Below are 25936 nucleotides of genomic sequence, written 5' to 3'. Positions count from 1 at the left end.
GAAATACTTCGCCTTATATTTTTTAGAACAATAAACAAAAGGATACCACTTGAGGGTATCCTTCTAAAGTCATTTTAGTGCTAATTCTTATTGCTAATACTTATACCGCAGCAGCAATAACTTGTTCAGTGCTAAGTACACCTTGTTCAATTAAGCGGTTGGTACATGCAAGGATTGCTTCGATAGAGGCGGTCACAATATTGTCATGAACACCCGCACCAAAGGCAGATTTACCCGTACCTTTCACTTGAATTTCAATTAATGCCAAGGCTTTGGCATGTGCGCCTGAGCTAATGCTGCGCTCTTCATAGTTCAAGACATCAATAGGTAATTGAAGCGCATTTAACATCGCAGAAATTGGACCGTTGCCCTCACCGCGTAAATGCTGGATTTCACCATCAAGTTCGATATCTAACTCAATCACTTGGTTGCCATTATCGTCAGACAAGCGGTAATTTTTCGCTGAATAATGGGCATCTTTTGTACTGACATACTTGTCTTTAAACAAGCCCCAGATTTGTTGTGCTGAAACTTCAACACCCTCATCATCGGCAACTTGTTGTACCACTTGTGAGAATTCAATTTGTAAACGACGCGGCAATACCACGTTGTAGTTTGCTTCTAACAAGTATGCAATACCACCTTTACCCGATTGTGAATTGACACGAATCACAGCATCGTAGTCACGACCTAAATCTTTCGGATCGATTGGTAAGTAAGGCATGTCCCAGATTTCTTCATTTTTCTGGTATTCAAAGCCTTTTTTAATCGCATCTTGGTGTGAGCCAGAGAATGCAGTGAAGACCAAATCACCTGCATAAGGATGACGAGGATGTACAGGTAAACCTGTGCATTCTTCAACCGTAGCAATCACTTCATTAATGTTGGAAAAGTCTAAGTTTGGTGCAACACCTTGGGTGTACATGTTCAAGGCGATTGCGGCAACGTCCACGTTACCTGTACGCTCACCATTACCAAATACACAACCTTCTACACGGTCAGCACCCGCCATAATCGCCAATTCAGAAGCCGCGATACCACAGCCACGGTCATTGTGACAGTGAACTGAGATGATCACGCCATCACGACGTTGAATATTACGGTGCATCCATTCGATTTGGTCTGCATAGACATTTGGAGTTGATACTTCCACTGTTGCAGGTAAGTTCAAAATGACTTTTTGTTCTGGGCGTGCATCCCAGATTTCAGTCACAGCATCACAGACATCTTTCGCAACTTCTAATTCCGTTGCAGAGAAACATTCTGGGCTATATTGGAAGACCCATTCAGTTTCAGGTTGCTTGGCTGCATATTCTTTGACTTTTTCTGCTGCATTGATGGCTAATTGTTTTGCCCCTGCAACATCCACATTCAATACTTTTTGGCGGAATGTTGGAGAGTTTGAATTGTAGATATGCACAATTGCGCGTTTTGCACCTTGTAATGATTCAAAAGTACGTTGAATCAAGTGGTCACGTGCTTGGACTAAAACTTCAATATAGACGTCATCTGGAATATGACCTTCTTCAATCAATTTACGCGTGAAGTCAAAGTCAATTTGAGATGCAGAAGGGAAGCCGATTTCAATATGTTTAAAACCAATTTTGACCAACATTTGGAACATTTTAAACTTTTGTTCCATGTCCATCGGTTCAAAAATTGCTTGGTTACCGTCACGAAGGTCGGTACTCATCCAAATTGGAGCTTGGGTAATTTCTTTGTTTGGCCATTGACGGTCAGGCAAGTCTACACGCTGGTACATGCGACGATATTTTTTACTTGGATCAGCCAACATCATGAGGAACTCCTTGTGCAGCATGGGGTGCTTGGTCTTGTGAAATCTGCAACTTGCTACCAATATATGGTGTTTATTTAAAAATATTTAAAGGGAAAAAGTAGGAATAATTGCCAAACAGGCAAAATTTTTATACGCGCGCGTGGCGCAGCATCAGGAGATTCATTTGAGGTTGAGCGTGAGTCGGAAAAGCAAAAATATCATTCGTTTTCATCATGTAACCATCAAGATCAATAGGGTGGTTTTACTTGTGCAAGCATTCGCATAGCGTTAAATGCAGTCTAGGCGAAAATTGCATGCAGTGCAAAAAGTTCATAATTTATTCTAATGGGATTGTAAGGGAAATGTTTTTCTAATTTTGCAGTATTATTTAAATATTAGAAAAAATTTCCCAAGATAGATTTATTTTTTGAAAAATATGATAACAAAGTGTGCCAAATACTTATAATTCCGACCACATTCGTATCAAGTTGTGATAAATGTTGGTCAGTTTCATTACTTCAGGATAAGCATCATCATGATCCTTACGTAATTGACGAATACTTTCATCAAGATTGAAGAGTAGATGGCGTTTCTGGTCATCACGAATCAAACTTTGTACCCAGAAGAATGAAGCAAAACGTGTACCGCGAGTAATGCTACTGACTTCATGTAAGCTAGTTGCTGGGTAGAGTACGACATCGCCAGCGGGTAACTTCACTTCATGATAACCATAGGTGTCTTCAATCACCAAATCACCACCATCGTATTCTTCAGGCTCACTTAAAAATAATGTACAAGATAAATCTGTACGCATTTGCTGTGAAGTTCCGCGAATCAGGCGAATCGAGTTATCAACATGAAAACCAAAACTTTCATGTTCATCATAACGGTTAAACAGTGGTGGAATAATTTGATGCGGCAATGCAGCGGCTTGAAAAACTGGATTTTTCCAAATGGCTTGAATCACCAACTCACTCAAGTGATGGGTAAGGGGATCATTTTCCGAAAGTTGTTGATTTTGTTTGACTGAGGCAGAAAGGGTACCTGCTGTTACTTTCCCACCGACCCAATTTGCTGTTGCCATTAATTGGCGAAATTCAGCGACTTGTTCTTTGGATAAAACATTTGGAATGTGATGAATCACAGCCTATATCCTTCTAAATAAATGGTTATAAAAATAGCCTCTGAGCAGAGGCTATTTTATCTTAACTTAAGTTAAATCCATAATTAATTTATGGGATTAACTCTTAGTATTTAAAGTTAATTGCTAATACAGCATTGCGGCCATTGCCTTCAAATGCGTAGTGAGCTGCGTGAGCACTTGTGAAATAGCGCTTATCAGAAATATTATTCACATTGAGCTGTACATTCACATTGCGGTTGACATCATATTTAGCCATCGCGTTGTAAATGGTATAGGTTGGCAAGTATTTTGGTACAGTTGTGTTTACATAAACTTGATCACGATATTCGGCACCTGCACCCAAAGTTAACTTTGGCATAACACGATAAGTTGACCATAAAGTTGCACTGTTTTTCGCAACGAATGGCAGTGGCTTACCTTCTTGAGCAATTGCATTGTATGCCGCTTTTGTAATTTCACTGTCTAAGTAGCTATAGCCAGTTGAAACTTCCCATTTATTGGTAATTTTACCGTTTAAGCTCACTTCAAAACCATCAACACGGCTTTCACCTGCATTGGCAGAAGTGGTTGAATCAATTTGAATACGTGTATTTTGCTTTTCAGTACGGAAAATTGCAGCCGTTAGGTTCGCACGATTATTAAATAGGTCCCATTTGGTTCCAATTTCAAAAGTACGTGCTTCTTCTGGCTTGAGGGCATTGATGATATCCGTCGTACCTAAGGCGTTATCACTGCTATCACCTTCGGCGAGAACACCAACAGGGTTTGCAGAGGTTGCGAAACTGGTATAAATGCTGCCATTTTCAGTTGGCTTGTACACTAAACCAGCTTGATAAGTGAAAAAGTCTGAATCACTTTCATATTTTGTCCCTTTAGGAATAGAGACTTCAGAAGTATAAGCACCATCTTTGGTTTTATAGACATCTTGATTATATTTCTTTTCAGTTTCAAATTTATCCCAACGGATACCTAAGTTAAGCAACCATTGTGGGTTAAATTCGATGCTATCTAAAGCATACACTGACATCGTTTGACTACGCGTTGTAGACTGACCTTTAATACTGCCAATCGTATCGGTAAATGAACCGTTACTTGGGTTGTTTAAGCCAGTACACCAACCATTAAGTGCTGCAGCGCTTGCATCACATGAGTTGATATTTGAAGTTAAGATGGTAGAAGTAGTTTGACCTGCTGCATTAGTAAAGGTATGCATGCCTTGATCCGTTTCTTGCAGGCTCCATTCGGTTCCGACATTAAACGAGTGATTTAATGCACCAGTATTGAATTTACCGCGTAATGACAATTGGTCACTATAAGCATCGGTCTCTAAAATACGACTTAAAGCACGTCGTGCAACAGTACCACGGTAGATGTTTCCTTTAGAGTCATCTGCATTGGTATAGATATAATCAGATTTAGATTTGTTATATGTAGCAATGTTCGCTAAGGTCAGATTTTCATTGAAATCGTGTTCAAGCTTAAACGTACCAATTTGGTTTTCGCGTTTGTCAAAGTCACGTGCTTTCCAGCCATAGTAGGTTCCAGCTTTGACGCTTACAGGTTTACCATCGCCAGGAGTAACAGTTACACCAGGAGGAGGTGTTGTTGGCTTTGCATTATTGAATGGAATACCAGCATCTGGTTCATCATTGCTACGCAAATAATAATAACCAACAGAGCCACGTGTGTCAGAGCCTAGACCAAATGCGAGACTGGTTGCGATACCAGCACGTGCAAATTCAGCACCGTCACTTTGTCCAGCTTTTTCATTTTCGTGCCCCATCACAATGACACGGCCAGCCATACCATTACCAAAGTCTTTGTTGGCATCTAATTGAATGTGTTTATAGTTGTCGGTACCACCTTGAACGCTGCCTTGATAAGTGTCGCCTTCATGAGCAACTTTAGGAATCAGGTTAATGCTTCCGCCAACGCTACCACCACCACCAAGGGCAGAAGATGAGCCTTTAATGACTTCAACTTGTTCGATGGCAAACATATCGCGGCTTTGTGACGTGGTATTACGAACACCATCAACATAAATAGAAGATTGACCGCTATAACCACGGATATAAGGCATATCTGTAAATGGTGTACCGCCTTCACCCGCACCTAAAGTAATGCCTGGTTCATAACGTAATGCTTCTAACAGCGTATTAGAGTTGGTTTCTTTCAGTAATTTTTGTGAAAGGACAGAAACAGATTTAGGCGTATCTTTTAGTGGCGCGACAAATTTAGCATTTGCAGATTGATCAACTTTTAAAGATTCTTCTTGAGTTGCTTCCGTGCGAATGGTTGGCAACTGAGCAGTTTCTTCTTGGGCAATAGCAGTGGTCGCAACTACTGATAATGATGAGGCAATTGCTGCCGACACTAATTTTTTACGCGTTTTAATAAATGACATTTCTGAACTCACAAAGAGTAGTAAAAATTCTTATGCGAATAATAATAATTCTTATTTATTTTACCAATTATAAATGATTGGAATTGTCGATAAAGGCTTGTAAAGAAAATGTAAAAATTAATGAGATTGTGTAACAATTTGTATGTAAGTATATGATTTCTTATATAAATAGAAAAACCCTGCTAGAGCAGGGTTTTTTATTGGGATTTTGAATTTTAGAAATCGTAAGAAATAGATAACCAGTAGTTACGCCCAGAGATATAGGTTCCAGACATAGCAGATCCTATCGAAAGGTATTTATATGCTTGTTGTACATCACCATTTAGGTCGTAATAGTCCATATATTCGGTAAAGTCTTTATCTAACAAATTATTTACAGCAGCATTAATACGTACCTGATCATTGAGCTGATAACTACTACCCAAGTTAAATAAGTTATAGCCAGAGAACTCATTATCGGTTTGCTTTTGAATATTCAGCGCATCACCTGTTTGGCTTTCTAAGTAGCGGGGACGACCAGACTGATATTCATGTTGTAACCATAGATCAAATGCATCATTGATATGCCATGTCGATGTGAGGTTGAATAAATGTTTAGCTGTAGACTCGAGTGCATAACCTTTGTTTTCGCCTTTGGTAATCTCAGATTCGGTAAAGGTATAGGCAGCTTTAATATCCCACTCGGGAATGATTTGATATTTTAATGAGGTTTCGAGGCCATAAATTTCTGCTTCATCTGCATTAAAGCTATTGGAATAAGATGTTACACCGTTGCCCAAACCCGAACAGTCGCTGATACTGCAATTAAATTCTTTAGATATGGTTTTATCTTTAACAACATTGAAAAATGCAGTGGTATTAAAATCGAATCGATCCGAAGGCTGATAATTTAAGCCTACTTCATAATTAACGGAGGTTTCAGGCTTTAAATCTGGATTGCCTAGAACAGGAGTGGTTCCTTGCCCACTAAAATTGATTATTCCATTGTGTAAAGCTTTAGCCGAAGGGGCTTTATAACCCGTACTCACACCACCTTTAAGGGTTAAAGCATCTGTTGTATTCCAGACCAGATAGGCACGTGGACTAAAATGTCCACCAAAACCTGAATGGTCTTCATAGCGTCCACCAAAGGTGAAATGCAGATTATCCATCAGGTTCCACTCATCTTCTGCATAGAATGAGTAAGAGTCCTTCTCAAACTCAGCTCCTAGACCTGCAATATCATCCACACTTTCAGCTTTTTTATATTCTGTACCTAAGGTCAATTTGTGATTTCTGAGAGTTGTAATGATATGACTATCCGCAACCAAATCCGTATTCTCTAGTGTACGATCACGACCTGCGTAAGCATTATTCGGGAAGGTATTGGTCGGAATCGTACGCCCAATCGTTTCCGTTTTGGTTTGGCTGATATAGGTGTTCCATGTCCCGAAGTCATAATTACCATCATGACCAAGTGAATATTGTTCGCGGTTAAACTTTAGCTCATCTTTATAGCCACGTGCGCGCGTAAAAGTATCTTGTGTGCCTAGGCGGTTATCTGCATTGCTATAAGTCTGATTTGAATGGAAGGCATCGACCCAAAGCGAATTTTGTTCATTCAGACTCAGATTTAATTTACCGCCAACATCATAGTTATCCGCCTCACTCGGACGAGGATCGCGTGAAGTCGAGCCAGCAACGATACGTTCAGAGCTTTGACGATCTAAATAGCTGCCACGAAGTTGCAGTCCAAGGCGATTTTGAATAAGTGGACCATTAAGTAGGAAACTGGTTTTCCATGAGTCGGCTTCTGCTTTATGTTCCATCAAATTGCCACTTACTGTGACATTACCATTCCATTCATTACTGATTTTTTTGGTAATAATGTTAATGACACCACCCATCGCTTCAGAGCCGTAACGCGTTGCCATGGGACCGCGAATCACTTCAATACGTTCAATAGCAGAGAGCGGTGGAAGGAAGCTGTTTGAAGTTTCACCAAAACCGTTTGGCGTAACATCTGAGGAGGTTGTTTGGCGACGTCCATCAATCAAAATCAGGCTGTAATCATTCCCCAAACCACGCATTTTAATGTTTAAGCCCGCGGTTTTACCTACACCCGAGCGAATATCAATTCCCGGTACATCGGCCAGGAGGTCTGCAATACTTGTTGCATTTTTCTTTTCAATATCCTCTTTGGTGACCACGCTGATACTGGCAGGCGCATTTTTAATATCTTGTTCAAACCCCGCTGCGGAAACCACAATGGTTGAAAGTTGATGCGTCGAAGAGGAGCTTTCGGAGCTGCTTTCCGCAAAAGCATAACTGGTGGATAAACCCAGTATTGCAAGACTGAGTGGGCGAAGGTTGAACTTACTCATAAATAGAATTCCATAGTTGGACGAGATAAATAACTGAAAATAAATATAAATGTGATATTTTTTCACATAATAATGATAAGGCTTATCATTTGCAATAAAAGCCATTTTAAAATAAGAAAATGATCGGAAATTTAGAGAATTAACCAAAAGACAAAAAGAAATTAGATAAAATCTTGTAGTTTAAACATCCAGTTTTGTATATCTTTGAATGTTGTCATATAATGTGGCACTTTTTATAAACTGTAATTACTAAATTTCGAGGAAGCCATGCAAGTAACTTCTGAAGCGGTTTCGGGCGTTGCCCGTCGTTTAAATGTATCTGTACCGACGAGCCGTGTGAACGAGCAATTTGAAGCACGTTTAAAACGCACTGCTAAAACTGTAAAGATTAACGGCTTCCGTCAAGGTAAAGTGCCATTAAACGTAGTTCGCCGTGAATATGGCGCGGGTATTTACCAAGAAGTGGTAAATGACGTTATCCGTGACACAGTATTTGAAGCAATTCAACAAGAAAAGATCAATGCTGTTGGCATGCCAAACATTGATAAAGTGGAAAACAAAGACGACGCGCTTGTATACGAAGCGACTGTTGAAGTTTATCCAGAAGTTGACGTTAAGTTTGAAGGTTTAGAAGTTGAGCGTAAAGCGTCTACAGTTGAAGACAAAGACGTTGATCAAATGATCGAAAACCTTCAGAAGCAACGCGCTTCTTGGGCTGAAACCAAAGGCATGGCGAAAAAAGACATGCAAGTCACTTTCGACTTTGAAGGTACTGTTGATGGTGAGAAGTTTGAAGGCGGTGCTGCTGAAGACTTTAAACTGGTATTAGGTTCTGGTCGTATGATCCCTGGCTTCGAAGACGGTATCGTTGGTATGAAGAAAGGCGAAGAGAAAGTTATTGATGTAACTTTCCCTGAAGACTACCAAGCTGAAAACCTTGCTGGTAAAGCAGCGCAATTCAAAATCACAGTGAAGCTTGTTGAAAAACAAAAACTTCCAGAAGTTGATGCTGAATTCCTTAAAATCTTCGGTCTAACTGAAGAAGAAGGCGTTGAAAAATTAAAAGCTGACGTGCGTAAAAACATGGAACGCGAAGTGAAAAATGGTTTGCGTAACCAAGTAAAAGGCGCGACTTTTGATGCGCTTGTTGCTGCAAACGAAGTTGAACTTCCTGCTGCAATGGTTGCTCAAGAAGTTGACCGTCAACGTCAACAAATGATCCAACAATTCACGCAACAGTTTGGTGCTCAAGGTGCAAAAGCATTTGACAGCAGCATGCTTCCAGACGAATTGTTCAAAGAACAAGCTGAGAAATCTGTAAAACTTGGCGTATTGGTAAGCAAAGTATTAGCTGATGCTAAACTTGAAGTTGACCAAGCTCGCGTTGAAGCTTACATCGAAGACATGGCTTCTTCTTACGAAGATCCAACTGAAGTCATCGAATACTTCAAAAATGACAAACAACAACGTTCACAAATCGAAGCTGTTGTATTAGAAGATCAAGTTGTAGATCACATTTTAGCAGCTGCGAAAGTAACTGATAAAGCAGTGAGCTATGAAGAGTTGTTGAAAGAGCAACAAGCTCGTCAACAAGGCTAATTTAGCTTGAATTAAAAAAGGCGCTTTGAGCGCCTTTTTTTATCTCAACAGATCTCGGCTTGTCCCATATTCACAAAGCTTATGCAAAAAATATCTGTTATTTAATGGGGAATATTTTGCAATTTCGGTCATTATCCCTCATATTGTGGATATGGGTTAAGTCACAAAAAATCTAGGAATAAATAAACGTATGTATGTTCCAACTATTGAAAACGCGTTAGTCCCAGTTGTAGTTGAGCAATCGTCTCGTGGTGAACGTTCATTTGATATTTTTTCGCGCCTTTTGCGTGAACGCGTTATTTTTTTAACGGGTGAAGTGGAAGACAACATGGCCAATTTAATTGTGGCACAGATGTTGTTTTTGGAAGCAGAGAACCCAGATAAAGATATTCACTTATATATTAATTCACCAGGCGGTTCGGTAACAGCAGGTATGGCAATTTACGATACCATGCAGTTTATCAAGCCAGATGTTGTAACTTACTGTATGGGTCAAGCTGCATCAATGGGTGCATTCTTATTGAATGCAGGTGCGAAAGGGAAACGTTACTGTTTAGAAAATGCGCGTGTTATGATTCACCAACCACTCGGTGGTTTCCGTGGACAAGCATCGGATATTGAAATCCATGCACGTGAGATTCTTTTCATTAAAGAGCGTTTAAACCGTTTGATGGCAGAGCATAGTGGTCAAGACTATGAAACTGTGGCAAGAGATACAGACCGTGACAACTTTATGACTGCACAGGCAGCAAAAGAATACGGTCTTGTGGATGAAGTGCTTAGCAAACGTCCATAAGTTTTAAGATTTTAGTATTGGAGTAAATATGTCCGAACATCCTCAAGGACAAAAGCATTGTTCATTTTGCGGTAAAACGCAGTCTGAAGTCGGGAAACTGATTGCAGGTGAGGACGCATACATCTGTAATGAGTGTGTGGACGTATGCTTAGACTTAGTGCAAACCAGCCAACAGGTCGAATCTGGTGACTGGGCTGCGAAGCCTTTGCCGAAACCTCAAGAAATTCGTGCTGCATTAGACCAATATGTCATTGGTCAAGATATTGCCAAGAAAACGCTTTCTGTTGCAGTTTATAACCACTATAAACGTCTTAAAGCGACACATAGTGGGCATAAGCACGATGATGCAGTTGAGATTGCGAAAAGTAATATCTTGTTGGTTGGACCAACAGGTTCAGGTAAAACCTTGCTTGCTCAAACCTTAGCGCGTTTGCTTGATGTCCCATTTGCCATGGCAGATGCAACGACTTTGACCGAAGCGGGTTACGTCGGTGAAGATGTTGAAAACATCGTGCAAAAGTTATTGCAAAAAGCGGATTACGATGTAGAAAAGGCACAAAAAGGCATTATCTATATTGATGAGATTGATAAAATCACACGTAAATCTGAAAACCCATCGATCACGCGTGATGTATCAGGTGAAGGTGTTCAACAAGCTTTGCTGAAAATGATTGAAGGTACGGTTGCTTCGATTCCACCTCAAGGCGGGCGTAAACATCCACAGCAAGAATTCATTCAAATTGATACATCTAACATCTTGTTTATCTGTGGTGGTGCATTCTCTGGTCTAGAGAAAATTGTGCAGCAGCGTCAAGAGAAAGGCGGTATTGGTTTTACCGCAGATGTGAAGAAAAAAGATGAAAGCAAACAGCTTTCAGATTTGTTCCGTCAAGTTGAAGCAACAGATTTAGTGAAGTTCGGCTTAATCCCTGAATTCATTGGCCGTTTACCTGTTATTGCAACATTGGATGAACTGGATGAAGAAGCATTAATGCAAATTCTGACAGAACCAAAGAATGCATTAACACGTCAGTATCAGCATTTGTTCGATATGGAACATGTAGATCTTGTGTTTGAAGATTCGGCATTACGTGCAGTCGCGAAAAAAGCGCTTGAACGTAATACGGGTGCACGTGGTCTGCGTTCAATCTTGGAAAATGCCTTACTTGAAGTGATGTATGACTTACCAAGCCGTACAGATGTGGGTACTGTTGTGGTGAATGAAGCCGTGATTAATGGTACTGCTAAACCTGAATTACTGCCTGAACGTCAACCGAAGACAGCGACTGAAGATGCAAACAAAGTTGATTTAAAAGTGATTAACTCAAAATCTGCTTAATTTGTTATTCGTCTGAAACGTGCGGAAATTTATGATTTCCGCACGTTTTTTTATTTGCAAGCCAAAAACTGAATGTTAATCTTGGGCAAAGGCGAGGATGCCTAGAAAATGGAATATATCCAAGATCTACTCTAATAAATAAAAGAAAATACGTGGTGAGGGAAAATCATGCGTTCGCTTTATCTTATGTTATGTAGCAGTTTATTTTTATTTGGATGCCATAAGCAGGTAGTTTTGGAACAACCTGAATTAAGCTCTACGCTACACCCTGTGGATACCAGTCAAGCCCCTGGAATTGTTGAGCAGTACCGATTTGGGATGACTTCGGTGGGTAGTTGGGTCAATCAAAAATTAGGTCAACGTTACCATCCTGTGCAGGCGCAGCATGATCAGGCTGCTGTGGTGTATCTCTATCGTCCAGACAGTCGTTGGAATCGTCAAGAAATTGTGGCTTCCAGTCTTTTTATCAATAAACAGCACATTCCCAGTTTGTTGAATAATCATTATTATTGGTTGGAGCTTCCTGCAGGAACTTATCGTTTATCGAGTAGTCGACCTTTAGGTATTCAGCATTTTCAAAAACCAAAATATTTGGATTTCACTGTTGAAGCTGGTAAGAGCTATTACGTGAAATATGATGAAGAAAATCTGAGTACACGTAAGGAAGTCTCGGGTCCCTTAATTTTGGTGCCTAACTCGATTGGGCAAAATGAAATCGCATTTACCCAACTGAAATCTGCAAGTTATAACTTTGTCGCACAAGACCAGCAAACAGGCGAGTTGCGTCATAAAGCACAAAAAATTAAAGCAGCAAAATATGATGCTCAATCTGATGTACAGCTCACACAACCCTTTAAAATTTGGGATATTCGTACGTGGTAATCAGCTTATTTGCTCTTTTTTGACTGTTTGAATAATGGCTCAAGTGTTTTTGCCACTTGTTCATTGATTTCGTCTTGCGTTGTGGGATCTTGCATCATTTGAGCTGACATCTCGATACTGTTACGCATGATTTCGCTCATCATTTTACTACTTTTTTTGTTAATCGATTGTCCAATGGGTGTTTCAAGGAACTGAATATTGGCAAGTACTTCTTCTTCAGTAAAGGTCTGCATATAAACATCTTTTAGCATTTGCATAAATTTTGGATCAGAAATCAATTTGTTGCTAAAAGATGCAGTGATATCGGCAATTTGCTGTGCTGCTTTTTGTTGTTCTGTATTCAGTGTGGTTGTTTTAAACATATTTTTGAGCATTTCTTCTGCTTGTTGTTCATAAACAGGACGCATTTCTTGTTGGGATTGGGCCAAAGTGCCTTTAATGTCACCAAGTAGTAGAGCTTTTTCGACAGATGCTTCAGTTGCAGGTTTTGCGAAAGTGCTGAAACTGAGCGTGCAAAGTGTAAGTGTCGTCAGGATATGGCTTAATTTTTTCATGATATTTAGAATGAACGATAGTTGTAGAAAGAGAAATTTTGGGCAAAAAAATACCCTTAACAAGACCTTAGCATGTTAAGGGTATTGAAAAAAGCAAAACCTAGGGTTTAGCCCGCTGCAGCATCTACTACAGGAATTTTACCAATTTTCGCTTGCCAGATTTTCGGTGCTGTTGCGTGAATAGACGTACCGTTTACATCTACAGCAACTGATACAGGCATGTCTTTCACCACAAACTTGTAGATTGCTTCCATACCTAAGTCAGCAAAGGCAACGACTTCAGCTTCACGAATTGCTTTAGACACAAGGTAAGCCGCACCACCTACAGCCATAAGGTAAGTTGCTTTGTTATCTTTGATAGCTTCAACTGCCGCTGGACCACGGTCAGCTTTACCAATCATACCGAACATACCAGTCGCTTCTAAAACTTGGCGTGTAAATTTATCCATACGTGTTGCAGTTGTAGGACCAGCAGGGCCAACCACTTCATCACCTACAGGATCGACAGGGCCAACGTAGTAAATGAATTTACCTTTAAGGTCAACTGGAAGCTCTTCACCATTGTTCAACATGTCAACCATACGTTTGTGCGCAGCGTCACGACCTGTATAGATTGTACCGTTAAGCAATAATGTGTCGCCTGGTTGCCATGCGTTCATTTCTTCTTGAGTAATAGTATCAAGGTCAACACGTTTAGAACTTGAAGAATCCCAAGTAACAGAAGGGTAGTCTTCAAGTTTTGGTGCTTGAATGTGTGCAACACCTGAACCATCTAATTGGAAGTGTGCGTGACGAGTTGCTGCACAGTTTGGAATCATGCCGACTGGTTTGCCCGCAGCGTGGCAAGGGTAGTCTTTGATTTTAATATCAAGAACGGTAGTTAAACCGCCAAGACCTTGCGCACCAATACCGAGAGCATTCACTTTTTCGAAGATTTCCATACGAAGTTCTTCGATTTTATTTTCAGGCCCACGACGAAGCAGTTCGTCCATGTTGATTTCTTCCATGAGCGATTCTTTTGCAAGCATCATGGCTTTTTCAGCAGTACCGCCAATACCAATACCCAACATACCAGGAGGACACCAACCTGCACCCATAGTCGGAACAGTTTTAAGTACCCAATCTACAATCGAGTCAGATGGATTAAGCATTGCAAGCTTAGATTTGTTTTCAGAACCGCCACCTTTGGCTGCAACGGTAATGTCCACTTTGTTGCCTGGAACAAGTTTGTGGTAAATCACAGCAGGGGTGTTGTCTTTGGTATTTTTACGACCAAATGCAGGATCAGCCAAAACTGATGCACGAAGTACATTCGAGTTTTCTAAGTAACCTTGGCGTACACCTTCATTGATTGCATCATCGAGGCTCATGGTTAAATCGAATTTAACATCCATGCCCACTTCAACAAAGACGTTAACAATACCAGTATCTTGGCAGATTGGACGATGACCTTCTGCACACATACGAGAGTTAATCAAGATTTGTGCAATGGCGTCTTTCGCAGCTTTGTTTTCTTCACGGTCATACGCACGGCTCATCGCTTGGATGAAGTCTTGCGGGTGATAGTACGAAATGAATTGAAGCGCGTCCTTGACCGAAGTGATCAAGTCATCTTGCTTGATAATAGTTGTCATATCCAATATCTCTTGAGCGGGCTGTTAGCTAGCGGGCTAAATTATAAGGTATAACGTCACGGTTGTGGGTGTTTTGCTGTATTTTTGGGCTAAAGTTTAATGGATAAAATCGGTTATCAAGAACACCATATTTTAGTTGCGATATTTGAACAACTGACAACATTGATTGAAAAAGTACAAGGGTGAATGGAGGACCTAAATTTAATGTGTTGAATTAATTGACTTTACTTTGTTGGTGATTTGAGTAAATTCAAAATGATGGAATTGTCATAAATTTGTCATAAAACTTTCACATAATAAGCACATTCCAAATAGAGCATTTTGTTATGGCATCTGCAATTCTAATGGTTGTTGGTTTTAGTTGTTTTATTGCTGCAACTTGGTTTTACGGTCAAAAAGAAGATCAGGCTTAAGCTTTATCTTCTTTTTTTGTTTTAAGCTTTCTTCAAATCTTCAAATCTTCAAATCTTCAAATCTTCAAATCTTCAAATCTTCAAATCTTCAAATCTTCAAATCTTCAAATCTTCAAATCTTCAAATCTTCAAATCTTCAAATGTCTCTTTTAAAGGTTGGATTTTTCCCATTTTCAGCATTTGCGAAGGCGAATAGCCAAAGTGTTTTTTAAAGCGATGACTAAAATGGCTGCTGGAACTAAATCCATATTGCGTTGAAACTTCTGTGATCGTGGCAGTGGTTGTTTGTAATGCCTGATGTGCCAATTCCAGTCGTCGTAGCATCACATATTGATGCGGTGGCATATGCATAGACTGTTTAAACATATGGGCAAAGTGATACTCACTGAGCTGAGTTTGTTCTGCTAAATCGGACAGGGTTAAACTTAAATGTAGATGCTGATCAATCCATTGTAAAAGTTGTTTTAGGATATAAGGTGATAGCCCCCCTTTGACTTCAGGAGCTTGCCACTCAGTATGACTATAATTTTTGATTAAGTGATTGAGCAGTAAGGTCGTGGCAGTACTCATCTGCAAATGGTTTTCACGGTTTTGCCAAGCACCATTGAGTAAAAAGTGTCGATAAATCATCGCAATTTGTGGATCGGCGACAAAGCTTTGTGGATTTAACTGAATTTGGCTAGGTTCACGGTCCCAGACTTGTTCTGCTACGCGTTTTAGGTGTTGTTCAGTGTAGTACAAATGCACGAAGGTCAGCGGATCGCGTAAATCCCATGTTGAGTCAAAATCCTGTGGCAACAGACACATATGGTCGGGTCCACCACCATTCTGCCAACCGTGCGTGGTCTTTTGATAACTGTGATAGCCACCTTGAATGTACATACTTAAGGTATGGTGATTGCTACAGACCTGTACGCAGTCTTGGTTATTTTGCCACATGGCGAGCTGCATGCCTGAACCCAATTCGACCGAGTCGAGGAGTTGGGCTTTGTGTTGTTGTAATTGATCTAGAATCTGATATTTCATCTTCTACACGCAGTGCTAAATTGAGTTACTAGTGTAGGACTTCTATTTGGTCTTGTCATCTGTGAGCAAAATTCGGTAAAAAAAAATCACAAGTTGATGATAGTGACCGCAAGAAGCTGCAAGTATCGAGTGTCTTTGTTTCGAGATAATGTGCTTAAGATCATTAGCTTGGGTTGAAATTGAATGAATGCGCTGTTATATGCTTTGGTTGTGGTGATTTGGGGTACAACATGGATTGCCATTAGCCTACAACAACAAAGCGGTATATCTGCCAATGTGGCAGTGTTCTGGCGTTTTTTTATTTCAGCACTTGTCTTGTTTGCTTTTATTGCGCTGTGGCGTAAATTGCAAAAACTGACAGTGAAAGATCATTTGTTTTGCATGTTACAGGCCTGCTGTATTTTTGGTTTTAACTTTGTCTGTTTTTATTATGCAGTGCAATATGTGAGTAGTGGCTTAGAAGCGGTGATTTTCTCCATGGCGGTCATTTTTAATACCTTGAATGCCAAACTGTTCTTTGCACAGCAAATTCCATCTCGGTTCTATCCTGCGGCTTTGCTTGGGGTGCTCGGGATTGTTGCTTTGTTTTGGCAGGATGTGATTGGCACCAGATTAAACAGTCAAACCTTACTTGGAATATTACTGTGTATGGTCGGAACCTATGGCTTCTCGCTGGGTAATATGATTAGTACACGCCATCAGAAAAATGGATTGGATATTTTTACGACCAATGCCTACGGCATGTTCTATGGTGCTTTTTTAATGGCATTCATTTCATGTGTCCAACGGGATGACTTTTTTCCAACGATGCCTTTAAGTGCAATTTCGGCTTTAATTTATTTAGCAATTTTTGGTTCAGTGATTGGTTTTACGGCATATTTCTATTTGGTGGGGCGTATTGGTTCGGGCAAAGCGGCATATAGCACTTTGTTATTTCCGTTGGTGGCTTTAGTGATTTCAACAGTGTGGGAAGGTTATCAATGGCATTCGAATGCAGTGATTGGGGTGATCCTGATTTTATGTGGTAACGCGATTTTCTTTGTTAAAATACCATGGTCAAAAGGTATACAACTTTCAAAACAAAGCTGAGTTTTGGGTAGACCACTAAGCAGATCATTCATGTCTTTAACATAAATAAGTAACGTGATGCCAAACAATCATTTATCAGAAAATATTATTAAGCTTTATCAGAAGTATGCACGTGAATGGATGGCATTGCGTGGAGAGTGGCTATTTGAAAAAGTGTGGTTGGATCGCATGTTGGCTATGCTGCCAGATCAAGCAAATGTTCTGGATTTAGGCTGTGGGTCGGGGAAACCGCTTGCTACTTATTTAATTGAACAGGGCTGCGCAATTACTGGGGTAGATAGTTCCGAGCTAATGTTACAAATGGCACGAGCAAACTTTCCTGAACAAACATGGCTTCAGGCGGACATGCGCCAACTCAATCTAGAACAAAAATTTGATGCAATTTTGGCGTGGAACAGCTTTTTTCATTTGACGCAAGACGATCAACGGCACATGTTTGCGCAATTTGCACGACATGCCAAACTGGGAACAGTGCTGATGTTTACCAGCGGTCCTGCACAGGGCGAAGCGATAGGGGAGTTGTTTGGTCAAGCGTTGTATCATGCCAGTTTAGCCCCAGAAGAATACCACCATTTATTGGTTCAATATGGCTTTCAAGTGCTAAAGATGGTTGCAGAAGACCCTGAATGTACGGGGCATACCATTTGGTTGGCAAGAAAAGTTTGAACCACTGTAGATATTCTGGGGTAAATGGGTAATTGGATTGATTGATCAAAGCAAAAAAAACCACTCTCGAAAGAGTGGTTTGGAAAAACGAAAAATTGTTTAAGACGCTTTGCTGGCTTTGGCTTCAACTTGTTGTTCTGCTTGAATCGCAGTGAGCGCAATTGTGAACACAATATCATCCACCAAGGCACCACGAGACAAGTCATTCACAGGTTTGTTTAAACCTTGCAACATTGGGCCGACGCTTACGACATTGGCAGAACGTTGTACTGCTTTGTAGGTGGTATTACCTGTATTTAAATCTGGGAAGATAAATACATTGGCACGACCTGCAACTGGAGAATCTGGTGCTTTAGAGCGGCCAACACTTTCCACAGAGGCTGCATCGTACTGTAATGGACCATCAATCAAGAGGTCAGGGCGACGCTGTTTTGCAATAGCTGTCGCTTGGGCCACTTTTTCGACTTCTACACCTGCACCTGATGTACCTGTAGAGTAGGAAATCATGGCAATACGTGGGTCAATACCAAATGCTTTTGCCGAGTCTGCCGATTGAATGGCAATTTCCGCCAGTTGTTCAGCATTTGGATCTGGATTAATCGCACAGTCACCGTAAACATAGACTTCATCAGGCAACAGCATAAAAAATACTGAAGAAACCAATGAGTATTCTGGGGCAGTTTTAATTAACTGGAATGCAGGGCGAACCGTATTGGCTGTGGTATGTACTGCACCAGAAACCAAACCATCAACTTGATCAAGTGCTAGCATCATAGTGCCTAAGACCACAGTATCTTGCAGTTGCTCACGTGCCTGTAATTCGTTGATTTTGCCTTTACGTAACTCGACCATTTGCCCGACATAGTTTTCACGAATAAGGTCAGGGTCAATAATTTCAAGGTCAAATGGCAACTCGATATTGCGGGCTTTTGCCACCTCAATCACAGCTTCTGGTTTAGCCAAAAGAATACATTGGGCAATACCACGAGATTGACAGATTGCAGCGGCTTGAATGGTGCGCGGCTCGTCACCTTCAGGTAATACAATGCGCTTTTTGGCATGGATGGATTTTTGCACCAGTTCATGACGGAAAGCCGAAGGAGACAGACGAGGATGATAAGCACCCTTCAGGAGCTGAGCTAACCATTCTTCATTAATATGGCTTGAGACGAAGCGAGTGACTTGCTCGGCGCGCTCAGTATCATCCACTGGAATTTCATTGCTCAAGTTCATTAAGCTTTGCGCCGTTTCAAACGTACTCAGTGGGGTATGTAAGATTGGTAAGCCTTGCTTAATCGCAGTCTGGCAGAAATCTAGAATTTGGCTATTGGGTGCATGGTGTTCAGTTAATAGTAGACCTGCGAGTGGCGTTCCATTACTGCTGGCTAAACTGCTGGCCAACAAAACATCAATACGGTCTGAAGCACTAATGATTAACTCACCTGCAACAAACTTATCCAGTTCGTGTTCAATATTGGCTGCGATCAGGCTGCTGTGCAGAACACGGCGTTGTAAAGCTTCACCTTGGCTAATCCATTCAGCTTGTAAATTGGCTGCCAAATCAGACATGCGCGGTACACTCAGTGTATTACTGAATGGCACCAGACCAATGACGGGTAACTGTGCTGTACCAATATGGGCATGAGTTTTTTGAATATCTGCCACAAATTTATTGGTATCACTTACTAAGCGTAGGCTTGGATCAAAGGTTAATGGAATTTGAGCAGAACCTTCAGGCAAGCCTTTGGTACGCATGAATAGCACCCCAGCAGTACGGTCACTCGATGCACCACCAAAATGACGCAGTTGAGCTTCGACTTTTTCAGCTGATGCAGGGGCATTATGAATATCTGCATTGCTCACGATGATGACTTTGGCATCTAATGCTTTTGCTAACGCGGCATTCAGTTCAGAGGCAAAAGCATCACGTGCGTTGGGTAATAAACCTTCAACAATAATAATGTCATGCTTCTTTGCAATTTGACGATGTAGACGAACAGCTTCTTCCAACAGTTCATCACTTTCACCACAATTTAATTGCTGAGTGACGGTTGCATAAGGAATAGGCTCAACTGTTTCACTTTTGGTAAGATGCTGAAAAAGTGCACTGGTGCGATCAGCTTCAATTTTAGTTTCTTGAGAAAAAGGTTTAAGAAAGCCCGCTTTAACACCTTGGCATTCTAAAGCATAGCTTAAACCTAAACATGCCGATGTTAGGCCAACGCCTTCACCAGTTGGGACTAAAAGAATTGTTTTCATAGTCGTTATGTATTCATTAAAAAAAGGAAAGGCAGTCAAGGCGCGATTGCTTAAGCAATCGCGGCAGTTGATTCAGGCTTTTTTGCAGTTGTCTGATTAACCTCATTGTCGACAACAATTGCTGTCTCTTTCGCGATACGACCTTCTTCATCGGTTGGAATCACCCAAATTTGAGGGCCAGTCCCTGCATCAATGCGACCTTCAGTACCACGTTTTAGGTTGTTATTTTGTTCTTTGTTCAGGTTAAAACCAAAGTGCGGTAAGTACGCCATGGTTTTTTCACGAATATACGCAGAATTTTCACCAATACCACCTGTGAAGAACAAACCATCTAAGCGTGGTAAGCCACAGCTCAGTCCAGCTAGAGATTTTGCAAGGCGATAGCAGAAAACTTCAATCGCCAAAGTCGCATCTTCATTGCCTTGTTCAGACGCTTCAATCAAGGTGCGCATATCGTTAGACAAATTGTCAGATAAGCCAAGTAAGCCACTTTCTTTGTTGAGCATCTTGTCAATTTTATAGACATCCCAACCAAGGTTGGCTGCCAAGAAGCTGTGTAAACTTGGGTCTACATCGCCACTGCGAGTCCCCATCACAATACCTTCAAGTGGCGTTAAGCCCATAGAAGTGTCAACACTTTGACCATTCCAGATGGCACAAGTCGAGCTACCGTTACCTAAGTGAGCTGTCAACCAGCCGCCTTGTTTTAAGCTGCCTGCCAATTCTGAACCACGTTCAGACACATAAGCGTGGCTAGTGCCGTGGAAGCCGTAGCGACGGACATTGTGTTCAGTGTAAAGGAATTTAGGCACTGCATAGCGGTAAGCATGTGCAGGCATGGTTTGGTGGAATGCAGTATCAAATACCGCAACTTGTGGCAATTCAGGGAATAAACGCATGGTCGCGTCAATGCCAACAAGGTGTGCAGGGTTGTGAAGCGGTGCAAGCGGCGTCGCTTCACGAATACGTTCAATAATTTCTGGTGTCAATAATTCAGCTTTGGTCAATGTACCACCATGTACAACGCGATGACCAATGGCTTGAGGGTTATAGTGAGAAAGACGCTCTAAAATTGTTTCTAATGCTTTTTCATGATCCGCATGGGGAATAGACAGTTCTAGTGGTGCGCCACCAACAGTGACACCTTTAATGCGGGCTTCAGCAGAGCCTAAGTTTTCTGCCAAACCAAAAATACGATCTTCACGGCGTTCTGAAACAAGTGCATATTTAATTGAAGATGAACCGCAGTTAATTACTAATACTGATGTAGACACGTTTATATACCCGAATTTTAATTGAAATAAGTCGTCCCTAAAGTGATCTTTATGCAGTACTTATCAATGCAATCCAGATCAGTAATGATGTTTTATCATGTGTTGATTTTCTGTCCTAGATAGACTTTAGGAGATTAGACTTAAGCACTATCGACCAGTGAAATAATAATAAATAGAATTTATTGGTTGATGGTTTTCATTTATTAATGAAATAGTACTCAAGCATAAATTCTCCTGCCTGTACGTCTTTAACCCTAGCATGAGAAATGAATTTTGAGCAGGTGCTAAATGTTGTTTTTATGCTTAGTTTTGATACTTGATTTCTGACCAGCGTACAATCACATAAGCAATTAATGCCACCATAAAAAAGACCAGCATCATCCAAGCCAGACCTTGTAAGGTTTCAATAATCGTCCGATAAATTTCCAGTACCCAGCGCTCTTGAGTCAGTTCAATCACAATTTTTTTGTCATTTTCGGTGTAAGTCAGCGGCGTGATGTATTTTTCCATATCGTAAATACGAATGCCTGAAGATGTTCCGACCACCATACCGGCAAATTTGGTGTATTTTGCCCAAGCTTCATGAATCGGGTCGTGAATAATGCGCGCCAGAATAGCATTAATCGAATTGGAAAAAATTTTCATTACCGTGAAAGAAACCAGTAATGCCAGTAAAAAGGTACAAATGATCAAATAGTAGAACATGCGATTTCCCTTTTATCTTTTTCAATTTTTTTATCATGTTACAAGATTTAGGGTAGGGAGAGTGTAGTCGCTGTGTTCAGCTTCATGGTTGAAACTGAACACTTAAAGATACTTTAGTTAGAGCTGAATTATTGACGAATTTGTCCGTCGCCTAACACAATCCATTTTTGCGAAGTCAAACCTTCTAAGCCGACTGGGCCACGCGCATGAATCTTGTCGGTAGAGATGCCAATTTCAGCACCTAGACCATATTCAAAGCCATCAGCAAAACGGGTAGAGGCATTCACCATGACTGAGCTTGAGTCGACTCGCGCAAGGAATTGACGCGCTAAACTGAAGTTTTCAGTAATAATCGAATCGGTATGATGCGAACCATATTTATTAATATGTTCAATGGCTTCATCCATTCCTGATACGACTTTAACTGCCAAAATTGGACCTAAATATTCAGTGTACCAATCTTCTTCACTTGCAGGTTTAACGGCACTGCCTAAAATCCGTTGTGTTTCAAGGCAACCACGCAGTTCAACATTTTTCTCTGCATATAGCTCTGCAATGCGTGGTAAAAACGCTTCGGCAACGTTCTCATCCACCAAGAGTGTTTCCATAGCATTACACACGCCATAACGATGGGTTTTGGCATTCAGTGCAATCGGTAGCGCCTTGTGTAAATCTGCCTGCGCTTCCACAAAGACATGGCAGTTGCCATCTAAATGTTTAATCACAGGAATACGGGCTTCATTGCTAATACGCTCAATTAAACCTTTGCCTCCACGTGGAACAATCACATCCACATATTCCGACATGGTAATAAGCTGACCTACTGCTGCACGATCCACTGTATTAATCACTTGAACTGAAGTTTCAGGTAAACCTGATGCTTTGAGGCCATGCTGAATAGCTGCCGCAATGGCTTTATTCGATTCCAATGCTTCAGAACCACCACGTAAAATAATGGCATTACCAGACTTCAACGCCAGAGAAGCGGCTTCTAAGGTTACATTTGGGCGTGATTCATAAATCATACCGACTACACCCAGTGGCACGCGCATTTTTCCAATTTGGATGCCAGAAGGACGGTAGGCTAAATCCGTGATTTCACCAATCGGATCGACCAGACTGATGACATCTTTCAGACCTTGTAGCATCGCTTTAAAGCGTGTGGGGGTAAGTTCTAAGCGATCAAGCAAGGCACTGTCTAATTGATTGTTACGGCCTTTATCCATGTCTATTTGGTTGGCCGCTAAAATCGTAGACTCATTGTTCTGTAATGCTGTGTAAATTGCTGACAAAGCATTGTTTTTCATTTGGGTAGAAGCGCTGGCTAACACGCGCGAAGCTTGGCGTGCTTGTTGTCCTACCGTTTGCATATATTGTTCAATCGACTCTTGCATGGCGGTTTGATCACTTAGAAATTTCAGTTCCGATAGTAACAGCCTGTGTACTGACAATGAAGTATCTCGGTAAAAATAGGCAAAAATTTAGTATGCGGTATGTCTTACATCGCTTTTACCGTAAAAAAAGATAAGCGGTCATGGAATGAGTTGCGCCTAAAAACAACCTTTGTATATTATGACAAGCGATAATGACATTGACGTCTTACACAAAAATAGAATGAGTTTGTGCTTAAAAATAGGCACATACGTTGCTTAAAGTAGTGTCTTGCAAAATAAAAATAAGACAAGGATGGAGGTAAGGAATATGAATTCCATTATCCAATTGGACGCGGAATTACAGTCATCAATAAATCGTCATGGTTTTTTTGATTTATATAATAAGCACAGCTTTAAACAGCCAGCTCGAACCACTTGGATAGATGGGTGGAAAATCGAGTATATGGCAATTGCTGAACCTGAAACGCTTCACCGTACGCCCATTGTGATTATTGGTGGGGCATTCCAAAATTTTAACTCCTATAAATATTGTGTAGAGCAACTGTTTGCCGCAGGCCCCGTCATTTTAATTGATTTACCATCTATGGGTGCAAATCAGCAAATTAGCAATGTCGATACAGGGCTTTCGGCAGGGACATTAGAGTTAAGTGATCTTGCCGTCATGTTAGGGCAGTGGTTGGATATTGTCGGGCTGAAGCGAGTTTCGGTCATGGGAATGTCTTTAGGTTCCGTGCTGGCATCGGGTTTGGCAGATTTACGTCCAGAATTGATTGATCGCATGATTCTGATGGGCGTAATGCAAAAAACACGCAAAAGCTGGCGCATGTTACTCGAAGAATCCTTATTTCTCATGCAAGAACAGCGTATGGAGGAATTTGGGCAGGCGGTCATTTTGTATTTGGTGAATCATGCCAAACTGGATGTGACTCGAATGTCGCCAACAGCAAAGCGTTTGTTCTTTCGACAGATGGCAGAATTTACTGCAACCGAGCAAGAACGCTATGAGATTAACTGTAATCGCTTGCTCCGTTTAACCGATGTGCCGATTCCATGCTGTAAGGTTTTAGTGGCTTGCGGTCAATATGACAGTTTCACCTTGCCTTATGAAAATGCCAATTTTGCCTTGCAATGTCCTGAGATGGAATTTGCCATGATTGCCAATGCGGATCATGTGCCACAATTACAACGCCGTAAAGAAACCATGCATTTATTCGCAACTTATTTACGTGGCGAGTCTATTCAGCAGTTAGATGGCATTCTGAATATGACGCGGGCGCAGCTATTAACCATGGAGCGGCGTGGCGAAGCAAGAATTCAGGTGAGTCAACCATTTACGCATTTAACTCATCGCCATTCAGATTTACAGCTAGCAACTGAAATTGAAGATATGAATTTCTTTGGTTTAAAACTCAATTTTACCCAAGGTGACAGTCAGATTGCTGCACGATATCCACGTGATTTAGCTTTACATCTGCACGATGAGGAAGGTTCTTTTGCGATTGAATGTTTGATCTTCGAAATAGGCGAAACGCATGTTCGTGCCCTATTTAAACACGGCAGTTTTGACGTGGCAGAACGGTTACTTCGTTATATTCAACGCCAGCAAGCCTTGATGATGTCGGCAAGTGCTTAAAAATCCAGTGACCAGAAATTTGCAATGAAGTGTCAATCAAAGGGAGCTATAGATCGCTCCCTTTTTTTATTTTAGTACTTTAAAGTGGGCTGTGAGGCAGGTTTACTTGAGGCGTGTAGCATCCAGACCAAATCGCCCAGATGTTCTTCAGAGGTGTTTTCATCTGTTTGTGCTTGGAAATAGAGTTTGGGTTGAATGATGGATGAGGTTTGAAAACCTGCATCTTGCAAAAAATGCTGAAGCTCATTTGGTTGAGTAAAGTGAAAACTAAAGGCACTACGGGACATCATTTTTAACAGTTTGCTGCTACTCCAAATGATATGTGCCAATTTATTTTTGACGGGTTCAGGGTAAATATCACTGAGATAATGAATTTCAGGGAAATGCTGCCCATTGTGATTAATTGCTTGGAATAATTGTGCCAATAGGGTTTTATCAAAGTAGTTAATCAGTCCTTCACTAATCACCACCAGTGGAAATCGCGTGTCAAATTTTTGAAAAACCTGAGTAAATTCATCGCTAAAAATATCAGCGCTGAATACCTGAGTGCTATTGGATTCAAGTTGTTGCAGTGCTTGAGTTTTGACGTGTGCCATTTCGGGCAAGTCTAATTCTCGATAGACCAAGTTTGGAAACTTGCGACGGAAACTCCAACCGCGCGGTGAAAGCCCACATGCAATTTCTAAGACTTGTAGCTGCGGGTGTTGTGCAATCAATTGATAGAGATGTTCATCAATCATACGGTGGCGTTGCTTTAAGGTACTGCGCATACTGCCCCCCACATAGCGCTCTGCCCAAGATTCTAAAGGATGCACCAGTTTTGCTAAAAATTTACCTTTGGCTGTGGCAAAAACGGCATTTGAAATCCCCATTTGATACCAAATATAACCTGTGTAATGGGCTGTAAAAGAGATATGGCGATGTTGTGAAAGTCCTTCTGTCATGTCTTCCTGACCTACTTTTTTGTTTTGATTTTAGTACAGCA

19 protein-coding genes are annotated in these 25936 nt (G+C 41.0%); 7 read left to right on the top strand and 12 right to left on the bottom strand.

The annotated features are described in order from the left end of the window. Nucleotides 1–100: 100 nt before the first annotated feature. The 4 genes from leuA to DCO44_RS00150 all read right to left on the bottom strand — a co-directional run bounded on the left by leuA (nucleotide 101) and on the right by DCO44_RS00150 (nucleotide 7688). Nucleotides 101–1798, bottom strand: a complete 1698-nt coding sequence (gene leuA, locus DCO44_RS00165; protein WP_116758623.1) for a 2-isopropylmalate synthase — start codon at nucleotides 1796–1798, stop codon at nucleotides 101–103. A gap of 439 nt (nucleotides 1799–2237) precedes the next feature. Next, nucleotides 2238–2921: a Fe2+-dependent dioxygenase gene (locus DCO44_RS00160; protein ID WP_016168233.1), complete on the bottom strand. Its 684-nt coding sequence runs from the start codon at nucleotides 2919–2921 to the stop codon at nucleotides 2238–2240. A gap of 103 nt (nucleotides 2922–3024) precedes the next feature. Continuing rightward, the gene (locus DCO44_RS00155) at nucleotides 3025–5325 is read right to left on the bottom strand and encodes a TonB-dependent receptor (protein ID WP_116758622.1); all 2301 of its coding nucleotides are present in this window, start codon (nucleotides 5323–5325) and stop codon (nucleotides 3025–3027) included. A 215-nt stretch (nucleotides 5326–5540) separates the two neighbouring features. Continuing rightward, complete coding sequence (locus tag DCO44_RS00150; RefSeq protein ID WP_116758621.1) at nucleotides 5541–7688, bottom strand: TonB-dependent receptor domain-containing protein; 2148 nt, start codon at nucleotides 7686–7688, stop codon at nucleotides 5541–5543. A 267-nt stretch (nucleotides 7689–7955) separates the two neighbouring features. On the opposite strand from DCO44_RS00150, the gene tig reads away from it, so the two are divergent. The 4 genes from tig to DCO44_RS00130 all read left to right on the top strand — a co-directional run bounded on the left by tig (nucleotide 7956) and on the right by DCO44_RS00130 (nucleotide 12304). Beyond that, entirely contained in the window at nucleotides 7956–9287 is a 1332-nt protein-coding gene (tig, locus tag DCO44_RS00145; protein ID WP_116758620.1) for a trigger factor, read from the top strand. Nucleotides 9288–9477: 190 nt separating this feature from the next. Continuing rightward, nucleotides 9478–10083 (top strand): ATP-dependent Clp endopeptidase proteolytic subunit ClpP, encoded by a 606-nt coding sequence (clpP, locus tag DCO44_RS00140; RefSeq protein ID WP_016168229.1) that lies wholly within the window; start codon nucleotides 9478–9480, stop codon nucleotides 10081–10083. Between the two features lie 28 nt (nucleotides 10084–10111). Beyond that, entirely contained in the window at nucleotides 10112–11422 is a 1311-nt protein-coding gene (gene clpX, locus DCO44_RS00135; RefSeq protein WP_116758619.1) for an ATP-dependent protease ATP-binding subunit ClpX, read from the top strand. Nucleotides 11423–11590: 168 nt separating this feature from the next. Continuing rightward, nucleotides 11591–12304, top strand: a complete 714-nt coding sequence (locus DCO44_RS00130) for a DUF2846 domain-containing protein (RefSeq protein WP_116758618.1) — start codon at nucleotides 11591–11593, stop codon at nucleotides 12302–12304. A 5-nt stretch (nucleotides 12305–12309) separates the two neighbouring features. Here DCO44_RS00130 and DCO44_RS00125 read toward each other — a convergent pair whose 3' ends face one another. The 3 genes from DCO44_RS00125 to DCO44_RS00115 form a co-directional block, all read right to left on the bottom strand. Continuing rightward, on the bottom strand, nucleotides 12310–12858 hold the full coding sequence (locus DCO44_RS00125) for a DUF2059 domain-containing protein (RefSeq protein WP_116758617.1): 549 nt from the start codon (nucleotides 12856–12858) through the stop codon (nucleotides 12310–12312). A 107-nt stretch (nucleotides 12859–12965) separates the two neighbouring features. Further along, entirely contained in the window at nucleotides 12966–14492 is a 1527-nt protein-coding gene (locus DCO44_RS00120; protein ID WP_116758616.1) for a fumarate hydratase, read from the bottom strand. A 533-nt stretch (nucleotides 14493–15025) separates the two neighbouring features. Beyond that, a complete protein-coding gene (locus DCO44_RS00115) occupies nucleotides 15026–15931 on the bottom strand; it encodes a helix-turn-helix transcriptional regulator (RefSeq protein ID WP_116758615.1) in 906 nt (301 codons plus the stop codon). A gap of 183 nt (nucleotides 15932–16114) precedes the next feature. On the opposite strand from DCO44_RS00115, the gene DCO44_RS00110 reads away from it, so the two are divergent. Both DCO44_RS00110 and DCO44_RS00105 read left to right on the top strand, forming a co-directional pair. After that, the gene (locus DCO44_RS00110) at nucleotides 16115–17020 is read left to right on the top strand and encodes a DMT family transporter (RefSeq protein WP_116758614.1); all 906 of its coding nucleotides are present in this window, start codon (nucleotides 16115–16117) and stop codon (nucleotides 17018–17020) included. A 57-nt stretch (nucleotides 17021–17077) separates the two neighbouring features. Further along, nucleotides 17078–17686: a class I SAM-dependent DNA methyltransferase gene (locus DCO44_RS00105; RefSeq protein WP_116758613.1), complete on the top strand. Its 609-nt coding sequence runs from the start codon at nucleotides 17078–17080 to the stop codon at nucleotides 17684–17686. A gap of 99 nt (nucleotides 17687–17785) precedes the next feature. Here DCO44_RS00105 and pta read toward each other — a convergent pair whose 3' ends face one another. From pta to DCO44_RS00085, 4 genes are all read right to left on the bottom strand, one after another. Then, complete coding sequence (pta, locus tag DCO44_RS00100) at nucleotides 17786–19945, bottom strand: phosphate acetyltransferase (RefSeq protein ID WP_116758612.1); 2160 nt, start codon at nucleotides 19943–19945, stop codon at nucleotides 17786–17788. Between the two features lie 50 nt (nucleotides 19946–19995). Then, entirely contained in the window at nucleotides 19996–21219 is a 1224-nt protein-coding gene (locus DCO44_RS00095; RefSeq protein ID WP_016168219.1) for an acetate/propionate family kinase, read from the bottom strand. Nucleotides 21220–21522: 303 nt separating this feature from the next. Next, nucleotides 21523–21924: a hypothetical protein gene (locus tag DCO44_RS00090; protein ID WP_016168218.1), complete on the bottom strand. Its 402-nt coding sequence runs from the start codon at nucleotides 21922–21924 to the stop codon at nucleotides 21523–21525. Nucleotides 21925–22052: 128 nt separating this feature from the next. Beyond that, nucleotides 22053–23318 (bottom strand): glutamate-5-semialdehyde dehydrogenase, encoded by a 1266-nt coding sequence (locus tag DCO44_RS00085; protein ID WP_116758611.1) that lies wholly within the window; start codon nucleotides 23316–23318, stop codon nucleotides 22053–22055. A 307-nt stretch (nucleotides 23319–23625) separates the two neighbouring features. Between DCO44_RS00085 and DCO44_RS00080 the strand changes: the two genes are divergently transcribed. Beyond that, nucleotides 23626–24951 (top strand): alpha/beta fold hydrolase, encoded by a 1326-nt coding sequence (locus DCO44_RS00080; RefSeq protein ID WP_116758610.1) that lies wholly within the window; start codon nucleotides 23626–23628, stop codon nucleotides 24949–24951. 71 nt (nucleotides 24952–25022) lie between these two features. On the opposite strand, the gene DCO44_RS00075 is transcribed toward DCO44_RS00080, so the two are convergent. Further along, complete coding sequence (locus DCO44_RS00075) at nucleotides 25023–25895, bottom strand: class I SAM-dependent methyltransferase (RefSeq protein ID WP_116758609.1); 873 nt, start codon at nucleotides 25893–25895, stop codon at nucleotides 25023–25025. Between the last annotated feature and the right edge of the window lie 41 nt (nucleotides 25896–25936).

Origin of the sequence: Acinetobacter sp. AM (assembly GCF_003105055.1) — a bacterium.
Classification (GTDB): domain Bacteria; phylum Pseudomonadota; class Gammaproteobacteria; order Pseudomonadales; family Moraxellaceae; genus Acinetobacter; species Acinetobacter tibetensis.
The sequence above is the reverse complement of the archived record's forward strand: the minus strand, read 5'-3'. Positions and strand labels throughout refer to the sequence as shown.